Below are 9,820 nucleotides of genomic sequence, written 5' to 3' on the forward strand. Positions count from 1 at the left end.
GGTGGAGGGGATGCTGCTGGGGCTCGCGGCGGGGGACGCCGCCGGGTGGCCGGCGGCCCGGCACCGGGCGGCGCGGATGCCCGAGTGGACCCGGCGCCTCACCCGGGAGCTGGACACCTTCGCCGAGCAGAACGAGACGACCACCCTGCCGGTGCCGATCGCCCTCAACCAGCCGCCCGAGCCGCTGCGGCTCGGCCCGTCCGACGACGCCGAGTGGGCGGCCTTCACCGCCGAGGCGGTGCTCGCCTCGCGCGGGTCGATGGGCAGCGACCTCAGCCGCGACCGGCGGGTGCGCTCCGCGGTGGACCTGGCCTGGATGTCGCTGGCGGCCGAGATCTCCACGGCTGCGGCCCGCGCGCCCGAGGTCGAGTCCGCGGTGATCCCGCTGCGGGCCAGGATCTCGGTACGCGCCGGGCTCGGCAATCTCGCCACCGGCCTGCGCCCGCCGGCCACCGGCCACGACAACCCGCACTTCTTCGACGACGCGGCCTGCGGACGGGCCTGCGTCCTGGCGGTCGTCCACCCCGGCGACCCCGCGGCCGCGGCGGACCTCGCCGAATACGACGCGCGCTACACCCAGGACGAGGACGGTGTGCACGGCGCCCGTGCGATGGCCGCCGCCGTCGCCCTCGCGCTGGTCGGCGCCACGGCGGCGGACTGCGTGGCGGCGGCGCTGCGCCAGTTGCCGCCCGGCTCGGAGATCGCCCGCAACGCGGAGCACGCGGTGGCGCTCGCCCGGGCCGCCAAAGCGGCGGGCGGCCACGGCCGCGGACAGGCGTTCGGCCTGATCCCGCTGCTCGAACACCAGATCATCGACCACGTCTACAGCTACGGCATCGCCGCCGCCGACACCGTACCGGTCGCCCTCGCGCTGGTCCTGGCCAGTGACGGCGCGGTGGACGAGGCGGTGCCCGCCGCCGCGTGCCTGTCGCGGGTCGCGGACTCGGCGCCCGCGCTCACCGGCGCGCTGGCCGGCGCGCTCGGCGGCGCGCGATCCCTGCCCGCCTCGTGGCGGGCCGCTTGCAGAACTCTGGCCGGCTGCGCACTGCCGCGTCTCGCCGGTCTCGATCTCGTGGAGCTGGCCGGACGGCTGGCCGCCATCGAGCCCGCCGTCACCGTTGGGGAAGGACTCGGAACCCATGAAACTGACGCTTGAGGACCGCATCGCCGGTTGCCTGGTCGGCGCCGCCGTAGGCGACGCCCTCGGCGGCCCGGTCGAGGGCTGGACACCGGAACAGATCGCCGAACGGCACGGCGGCCGGGTGCGCGGCATCGTCGGCCCCTTCCACGAGGACTGGCGCACCGCACGCCCCATCGCGCCCTACCACAAGGGTGACGGGCACGTCACCGACGACACCCTGATGACGCAGGCGCTGGTCCGGGTCTACGCCAAGGTCCGCGACCACCTGGACGCGTACAGCATCGCCGAGCACCTGGTGCCCGATCTGATCACCACGCCCCGGTGGATACCCGAACTGGAGGCCGAGGCGCTGCCGTTGCAGCGGATCTTCCTGGCGGAGAAGTGGATCGTGGCCCGGCTGCACTACGGCCATGTGGATCCGAGGGAGGCGGGCGTCGGCAATATCGTCAACTGCGGTGCGGCGATGTACATGGCGCCGGTCGGCGTGGTCAACGCCGGCAATGCGGCGGCTGCTTACGCGGAGGCGCTGGAGGTGGCGGCGCCGCACCAGTCGTCGTACGGGCGCGAGGCGGCCGGGGTCTTCGCCGCGGCCGTGGCGGCGGCCTTCGTGCCGGGTGCCGCCGCGGCGGACGTGGTGGACGAGGTGCTGGGGCTCGCCAAGGACGGTACGCGGGCCGCGATCGAGGCGGTGTGCGAGCGGGCCGCGTCGTACGACGACTGGGAGCAGGCGCTCGGGCCGCTGCGGGAGGCGGTCGCGCCCTTCGACACGGTCGGGCCGCGCTACCGCGAGCCCTCGCTCGGCGCCAGGCGGCCGTCCCGGCTGCACGCCATCGAGGAACTGCCGGTCGCGCTCGGCATGCTGCTGGTCGGCGGCGGCGCGTACGAGCCCGCGGTGCTCGGTTCTGTGAACTACGGGCGGGACTGCGACTCGATCGCCACGATGAGCGGCGCGATCGCCGGCGCGCTCGGCGGCACCGCGGCGGTGCCCGCCGGCTGGAGCGCGGAGGTGGGCCGGGCCAGCCGGCTCGACCTGTACGCTCCCGCCGCCGAACTGAGCGCCGTCACCCGGGAGATCTTCGCCCGGGACACCGAACGCCGCCGCGCTCATGAGACGGCGTTCACGGCTCTGGCGGGAGGGCGATGACGACGCCTGCGGCGGAGGAACTGCGGCTGACCTGGGTCCAGCCGGAGGACCTGCTCGGCCATGAGCTGCGCCAGGCGGCGGAGGACGGCCGCGACGCCGCCGACGTGCGGCGCCGCTGGCTCGCGGCGGGCGGCGCTCTCGCCCCCGACCGTGCGGGCGCCTCCGTCGGCCCGACCCTCCCGGTCCTGCGCACCCTGGCCGAGTCCCTGCTCGACGAACTGGCGTCCGGCATCAGCCCATTGGCCCCCGACGAGCCGACCGCCCTCGCGGCCATCCACGCGGCGTCCCCGGCGCGGCGGCCCACAGGGCTGTTGTCGGTGTCCGTGGCTAGGCAGGCCACGGAGCTGTCCACGTCCGTGCTGGGACAGGCCGCAGCGCCCTCCGGCTCCGAGGCGGACCAGGCGGACCAGGCCGCTGCGCCGACCACGTCCACGGCGGGGCAGGCATCGGAGCCGGGGGGGGGGGGGGGGGGGGGGGGGGGGGGGGGGGGGGGGGGGGGGGGGGGGGCGCCCCCCCCCCCCCCCCCCCCCCCCCCCCCCCCCCCCCCCCCCCCCCCCCCCCCGGGCAGCACCGGCACCGCCGGCGGGCGGCGTGGCACCGGCGGCCGAAGCCGAAGCCGACCGGAGCACGCCCGGCCGGGCAGTCGTTCCGGGCCGCACCGACGTGCCGGATGCCGCCGACCCCGCGGGCGGCACGCTCCCCGGGAGCAGCGCGGGCAGCGCCGTCGCCCCGGACGCGGCCCGCGCCGCGCTCGTGACCCGGCTGGAAGCCGCCTGGCTGGGGCGCGCCGCCGGGTGCCTGCTGGGGAAGCCGGTGGAGAAGCTGACGCTCGGCGGTATCCGGGAGATCGCGGCCGGGACCGGGAATTGGCCGCTGGACGACTGGTTCACCGGGATCGGCCTCGATCCGGCCGTCGCGGCGCGGCATCCGTGGAACCGCCGCAGCCGGCCCACCTCACTGGCCGAGAACATCAACGGGATGCCGGAGGACGACGACCTCAACTTCCCGCTGCTCGGCCTGCTCCTGCTGGAGGCCCACGGCCACGGCTTCGGCACCGTCGACGTGGCGCGGCTGTGGCTGGCCGAACTCCCTGCGGGGCGCACCTTCACCGCCGAGCGGGTCGCGTACCGCAATCTGCTGGACGGGGTCGAGCCTCCGCACACCGCCACCCGGCGCAATCCCTTCCGTGAGTGGATCGGCGCGCTCATCAGGGCCGATGTGTACGGCTGGACGCACCCCGGCGATCCGGCCGCCGCCGCGGACGAGGCGTGGCGCGACGCCGTGCTGACGCACACCGCCAACGGGGTCTACGGGGCGATGTTCGCCGCCGCGGTGATCGCCCGGGCGGCGGGCGGCGGCGTCGACGTGCACGGCTGCCTGGCGGCCGGGCTCGACGTGGTGCCCGCAAAGTCGCGGCTGGCCGGGGCCGTGCGCTTCGGTATCGCGGCGGCCGGCGCCGAGCCGACCGGTACGCCCGCCGGCTTCGCCGAGGTCGTGGACGCGCTGCACGCGGCGTACGGCGACCACCACTGGGTGCACGTACTGCCCAACGCCTGTCTGCTCGCCGCCGCGCTCACCCATGCGGACGGCGACTTCACCGGGTCCATCACCCGTGCGGTGTCGGGAGGGTGGGACACCGACTCCAACGGGGCGACGGCGGGTTCCGTCGCCGGGCTGCTCGCGGGTTCGCCCGCCGCGCTGCCCGGGCGCTGGACCGACCCGCTCAAGAACCGGCTGTCGACCACGGTCGGCGGGCTCGACGGCATCGGCTTCGACACGCTCGCCCGGCGTACCGCCGCGCTCGCGGTCCTCCCGCAGGAAGGCAGCTCATGACCGCATCGACCGCACCACCGGCCGGGATCGCCGTGCTGGGCAGCGCCAACATGGACCTGGTCGCCTACGTCCGGGTCGCACCGGCCCGCGGCGAGACCGTCACCGGGGAGTCGTTCCGTACCGTCGCCGGCGGCAAGGGCGCCAACCAGGCGATCGCCGCCGCGCGGGCGGGCGGCGCGGTCGCGATGATCGGCGCGGTCGGCGAGGACGACTTCGGCAGGCGGCTGCGTGCCGCGCTGGAGGGCGCGGGCGTCGGCACCGGCCGACTGCGTACGGTGCCGGGCCCGAGCGGCACCGCGCACATCGTGGTGGACGGTGAGGGGCACAACGCGATCGTGGTGGTGCCCGGCGCCAACGGCACGGTGACGAAGCTGACGTCCGAGGACGAGGCCGCGATCGGCGCGGCGGGCGCGCTGCTGCTGCAGCTCGAACTCCCGCTGGCCGGTGTGCTGGCCGGGGCGCGGGCGGCCAGGGCGCACGGCGTGCGTACCGTGCTCACGCCCGCTCCCGCCCAGCCGCTGCCGGACGAGCTGCTCGCCGTCACCGACCTGTTGGTGCCCAATGAGCACGAGGCCGCCGCGCTCAGCGGTGCGCGTGACCCGCGCGAGGCGGCCCGCGTGCTGCTCGACGCGGTTCCCGAGGTGGTGATCACGCTGGGCGCGGCGGGCTGCCTGTACGCGGTACGCGGCCGGGAGCCGCTGGCCGTGCCCGCGCTGGCCGCCGACGTGGTGGACACCACCGCGGCGGGCGACACCTTCGTCGGGGCGCTGGCGGTGGCTCTCGGCGAGGGCCGGGCGGTCGCCGACGCGCTCGGCTGGGCGACGGCCGCCTCCGCGCTGTCCGTCGAGCGCCCCGGCGCCTCCTCGTCCATGCCGGACCGCGCGGCCATCGACGCCCGCGCGGCCGCCGCGCACCGCAATCCGTAACGCACCCACCCTCATGAACACCGGAACAGAGGTACGACCCATGCACCATCCCCGTCCGCAGGAGGCGGCCTCCGAGCCCGCCCACCCGTCAGGCACCGCCACCGATCCCGCGGCGGCCCCGTCGGCGACAGGCCCGCTGGCCGGGATGCGGGTGCTCGATCTGGCGACGCTTTTCGCCGGCCCCGGCGCCGCCACCCTGCTCGGCGACTTCGGCGCCGACGTGATCAAGGTCGAGCACCCGCGCAAGCCGGATCCGTCCCGCGGCCACGGCCCGGGGAAGAACGGCGTCGGCCTGTGGTGGAAGCACCTGGGCCGCAACAAGCGCAATGTCACCGTCGACCTGTCCACGCCCGGCGGGCGTGAGGTGCTGCTCAAGCTGGTCGCGTCCGCCGATGTGGTCATCGAGAACTTCCGCCCGGGCACCCTGGAGAAGTGGGGCCTGGGCTGGGAGGAGCTGTCGGCGGCCAATCCGCGGCTGGTGCTGGCCCGGGTCACCGCCTTCGGCCAGTTCGGCCCCTACGCGGGCCGCCCGGGCTTCGGCACTCTCGCCGAGGCGATGAGCGGGTTCGCCGCGACCACCGGCGAGCCGGACGGGCCGCCGACGCTGCCGCCGTTCGGGCTGGCCGACGCGGTGGCCGGGCTCGCGACCGCGTACGCGGTGATGGCCGCGCTGGCGGGCCGCGACCGTACCGGCGCCGGGCAGGTGGTGGACATGGCGATCATCGAGCCGATGCTCGCTGTGCTCGGCCCGCAGCTGCTGTGGTTCGACCAACTCGGCTATGTGCAGCCCCGGATGGGCAACCGTTCGGCCAACAACGCGCCCCGTAACACGTATCGCACGGCGGACGGCAGCTGGCTTGCGGTGTCGTCGTCGGCGCAGTCGGTGGCCGAGCGGGTCCTGCGGCTGGTCGGGCACCCGGAGTTCGCGGACGAGCCGTGGTTCGCGACCGGCACCGGGCGGGCCGCGCACGCCGAGCAGATCGACAAGGTGGTCGGCGAGTGGATCGGACGGCACGACCGGGAGGAGGTGGTGGCCGCGTTCGAGTCGGCGCAGGCAGCGGTCGCCCCGGTCTACGACGTGCGCGACGTGGTCGCCGATCCGCAGTTCCGCGCGCTGGGCACGGTGGCGCGGGTCGAGGACGAGGACCTGGGCCCGCTGCGGATGCAGAACGTGCTCTTCCGGCTGTCGGAGACTCCCGGGGCGATCCGCTGGACCGGCCGCCCGCACGGCGCGGACACCGCCGAGGTGCTGGCCGAACTCGGCCTGACCGCACCGCAGATCGACGCGCTGCGCGAGGAGGGCGCGCTGTGACCCGCGAGGTCCTCGCCACCGCGGTGACGGGCTCGGTGCCCGCCCCCGGCGGCGAGCGGGATGCGGGCGGGCCGCGTGGAGGCGGCCGGGCCGGGATCGTCCTGACCTGGCTGTACGCGCCCGGTGACCGGCCCGAGGTGGTGGCCAAGGCGCTGCGGTCGGGGGCCGACGTGGTGCTGGTGGACCTGGAGGACGCGGTCGGGACCGACCGCAAGGACTACGCCAGGGCCGCGACCGCCGAACTGCTGGCGGAACCGGTCGCGGGTCCCGCGGCCGTGCATGTCCGGGTGAACGCGCTGGACGGCCCGTGGCTCGCCGCGGACCTGGCGGCGCTGGCCGGGCTGCCGGGGCTCGGCGGGCTGCGGCTGCCGAAGGTCGGTTCGCCGGCCGACGTCGGCCGGGTGGTGCGGACGCTGCGTGACGCCCTCGGCGGCGGGGACCTGCCGGGGCTCTTCCCGCTGCTGGAGTCGGCCCTCGGGGTGGAGAACGCCTTCGCCATCGCGTGCGCCGACCCGGCGGTGCGCGGAATCGCACTCGGGGAGGCGGACCTGCGGGCGGACCTCGGGCTCGCGGACGAGGACGCGCTGGCGTGGCCCCGGGTGCGCACGGTGGTCGCGGCCCGCGCGGCGGGGCTGGCGCCACCTGCCCAGTCGATCTATCCGGACGTGCGCGACCTGGCGGGGCTCGCCGCCTCCTGCCGGCGCGGCCGGGCGCTGGGCCTCCTGGGCAGGGCCGCGATCCACCCGCGCCAGCTGGCGGTCATCGAGCAGGCGTATCTGCCGTCGGAGCCGGAGATCGCCGCGGCCCGGGAGACGGTGGCGGCGGCCGACGCGTCGCCGGGCGCGCTGGCGCTGCCCGACGGGCGCTTCATCGACCCCGCGGTGGTGGCCGGCGCCCAGCGGGTGCTGGCGCTCGCGTCGCGGGCGGAGGCGATGGCCTGAGCCGGCCGGGGTACGGCCCGCGGGCCGTACCCCGGCGGGCGCTCGCTACGATCGGCGCCGAGCATCCCCGGCCGAGGAGTCACCAGTGACCAGTGAGGCGTTCTACCGGAGTCTGGGCGGCGGGCGGTACGAGAGCAGCCCGGCGACCGCGGGGCCGTGGGGTCCCAGGACGCAGCACGCGGGCCCGCCGTCCGCCCTCATCGGCCGGGCGATGGAACGCCACGGCGCCAGGCCCGGGATGCGGATCGCCCGGGTGACGCTGGACCTGCCGCGCCCTGTGCCGGTCGGCGACCTCGGCGTGGAGGTGACGACGGTGCACGCGGGCGGCCGTACGGAGCTGCTGGAGGGCCGGATCACCTCCGACGGCAGAACGGTGCTGCTGGCCAGGGCCTGGCGGCTGGTCGCCGCCCCCGCCGGGACACCCGGCCTGAGCCCGCTGCCGCCCGTACCGCCGGTGCCGGGTCCGCAGCCGCCGCAGACGATGGCGGGCGCGTATCCGGACGGCTACGTCTCCGCCATGGAGTGGCGCTTCCCGCCGGGCGCGCCCGGGGCCGCCGAGCCGGGCTTCGACACCCCGGGACCCGGTACGGTCTGGGCGCGGCAGCGGATCCCGCTGGTGGCGGGCGAGGCGGACACACCGCTGACCCGGGCGCTGACGGTGGCGGACACCAGCTGGGCGGTCGCCTTCGAGCTCGACCACCGCGCCGGCCTGGTGATCAACACCGACGTCACCGTGGCGCTCCACCGCGATCCGGTGGGCGAATGGCTGTGCCTGCGGTCCGCGACCGCCGCCGCGCCGGGCGGATCGGGCCTGGCGCACGGCGAGTTGCACGATCCGGCGGGCGAGTGCGGGCGGATCCTCCAGACCCTGCTGGTCACCGAGCGCTGAGCGGTACGGCGCCGGACCCGCCGAGCCTTTCTGTTTTGGGGTGATTTGTCGGCCATAATCGCGGGCAGGGACAGCAGGGACAGTCCGCAGCACCGCAGCACGGCATCCGGCGACACGACAAAGGGTGAACCCATGGCCTCCACCGATCAGGCGGCGCAGAACAGCAGGGGACCGAGCGGCGGGACGCCGCCCGGCACGGCGCAGATCGGGGTGACGGGCCTGGCCGTGATGGGCCGCAACCTCGCCCGCAACCTGGCCCGGCACGGCTACGTCACCGCGGTCCACAACCGCACCGCCGCCCGGACCCGCGCGCTGGTCGAGGAGTTCGGGGACGAGGGCACCTTCGTACCGGCCGAGAGCGCCGAGGACTTCGTCGCCTCGCTCGAACGGCCCCGGCGGATCGTCGTCATGGTCAAGGCCGGCGACCCGACCGACGCGGTGATCGCGGAGTTCGCGCCGCTGCTGGAGTCCGGCGACATCATCGTGGACGCGGGCAACGCGCACTTCGCCGACACCCGGCGCCGGGAGAAGGAGCTGCGCGAGCGCGGCATCCACTTCGTCGGCAGCGGTGTGTCCGGCGGCGAGGAGGGCGCGCTGCACGGCCCGAGCATCATGCCCGGCGGCTCCGCCGAGTCCTATGAAGCGCTCGCGCCGATGCTGGAGGCCATCGCGGCCAAGGCCGACGACGGCTCGCCGTGCGTGGCCCACCTCGGCCCCGACGGCGCCGGGCACTTCGTGAAGATGGTGCACAACGGCATCGAATACGCCGATATGCAGCTCATCGCCGAGTCCTACGACCTGCTGCGGCACGCGCTCGACCTGCCGCCCGAGAAGATCGCGGAGGTCTTCCGCGGCTGGAACCAGGGGCGGCTGGACTCGTACCTCATCGAGATCACCGCGCAGGTGCTGGCGCACACCGACGCCGACACCGGCAAGCCGTTCGTGGACATCGTGCTGGACCAGGCCGAGCAGAAGGGCACCGGGCGCTGGACCGTACAGACCGCGCTCGACCTCGGGGTGCCGGTCAGCGGTATCGCCGAGGCGGTCTTCGCCCGGTCCGTCTCCGGCCACGCCGGCCTGCGCGAGGCCGCGCGCGACCTGCCGGGGCCGACGCCGACGCTGCTGGACAGCGCGGCCTACGACCGCTTCGCCGACGACGTCGAACAGGCGCTGTACGCGTCGAAGATCGTCGCCTACGCGCAGGGCTTCCACCAGATCGCCGCGGGCAGCGCCGAGTACGGCTGGGAGATCGACCAGGGCCGCGTCGCGGCGATCTGGCGGGCCGGGTGCATCATCAGGGCCGCCTTCCTCGACCGCATCAGGGCGGCGTTCGACGCCAAAGCGGATCTGGCGACGCTGCTCATCGACGAGCACTTCGAGGAGTCGCTGCGGGGCGCGCAGAGCGCGTGGCGCCGGGTGGTCAGTACGGCCGCCGAGCTGGGCATCCCCACGCCGGGCTTCGCCGCTGCGCTCGCCTACTACGACAGCCTGCGCGCCGACCGCCTCCCGGCCGCGCTCATCCAGGGCCAGCGGGACTATTTCGGCGCCCACACCTACCGCCGTGCCGACCGCCCGGGCACTTTCCACACGCTCTGGGCCGAGCCGTCCCGCCCCGAGGTCTCCCCGTCCTGACC

General features: G+C 75.8%; 8 protein-coding genes and 1 pseudogene. All 9 read left to right on the forward strand.

The features are described 5' to 3' along the window. Window positions 1–1,156 (forward strand): ADP-ribosylglycohydrolase family protein (locus V7E46_RS29865; RefSeq protein WP_333771345.1); only part of this gene is annotated, 1,156 nt, incomplete at its 5' end. Further along, complete coding sequence (locus V7E46_RS29870; protein ID WP_333771346.1) at window positions 1,140–2,285, forward strand: ADP-ribosylglycohydrolase family protein; 1,146 nt, start codon at window positions 1,140–1,142, stop codon at window positions 2,283–2,285. The genes V7E46_RS29865 and V7E46_RS29870, both read left to right, overlap by 17 nt. After that, window positions 2,282–2,575 (forward strand): annotated as a pseudogene (locus tag V7E46_RS34005) (ADP-ribosylglycohydrolase family protein); the annotation flags it as partial. The gene V7E46_RS29870 and the pseudogene V7E46_RS34005, both read left to right, overlap by 4 nt. A 124-nt stretch (window positions 2,576–2,699) precedes the next feature. Continuing rightward, window positions 2,700–4,118, forward strand: a complete 1,419-nt coding sequence (locus V7E46_RS29875; protein WP_443054395.1) for an ADP-ribosylglycohydrolase family protein — start codon at window positions 2,700–2,702, stop codon at window positions 4,116–4,118. Then, a complete protein-coding gene (locus V7E46_RS29880) occupies window positions 4,115–5,044 on the forward strand; it encodes a ribokinase (protein ID WP_333771348.1) in 930 nt (309 codons plus the stop codon). The genes V7E46_RS29875 and V7E46_RS29880 overlap by 4 nt, the downstream gene beginning before the upstream one ends. A 145-nt stretch (window positions 5,045–5,189) precedes the next feature. Beyond that, window positions 5,190–6,356, forward strand: coding sequence for a CaiB/BaiF CoA transferase family protein (locus tag V7E46_RS29885; RefSeq protein ID WP_329182662.1), 1,167 nt, complete (start codon window positions 5,190–5,192; stop codon window positions 6,354–6,356). Window positions 6,357–6,451: 95 nt separating this feature from the next. Continuing rightward, a complete protein-coding gene (locus V7E46_RS29890) occupies window positions 6,452–7,297 on the forward strand; it encodes an HpcH/HpaI aldolase/citrate lyase family protein (RefSeq protein WP_333771351.1) in 846 nt (281 codons plus the stop codon). Between the two features lie 85 nt (window positions 7,298–7,382). Beyond that, on the forward strand, window positions 7,383–8,186 hold the full coding sequence (locus V7E46_RS29895) for a thioesterase family protein (protein ID WP_333771349.1): 804 nt from the start codon (window positions 7,383–7,385) through the stop codon (window positions 8,184–8,186). Window positions 8,187–8,318: 132 nt separating this feature from the next. Continuing rightward, complete coding sequence (gene gndA, locus V7E46_RS29900) at window positions 8,319–9,818, forward strand: NADP-dependent phosphogluconate dehydrogenase (RefSeq protein ID WP_333771350.1); 1,500 nt, start codon at window positions 8,319–8,321, stop codon at window positions 9,816–9,818. Window positions 9,819–9,820 lie beyond the last annotated feature (2 nt).

It is taken from the genome of Streptomyces sp. IBSBF 2435 (genome assembly GCF_036815005.1).
Classification (GTDB): Bacteria; Actinomycetota; Actinomycetes; order Streptomycetales; family Streptomycetaceae; genus Actinacidiphila.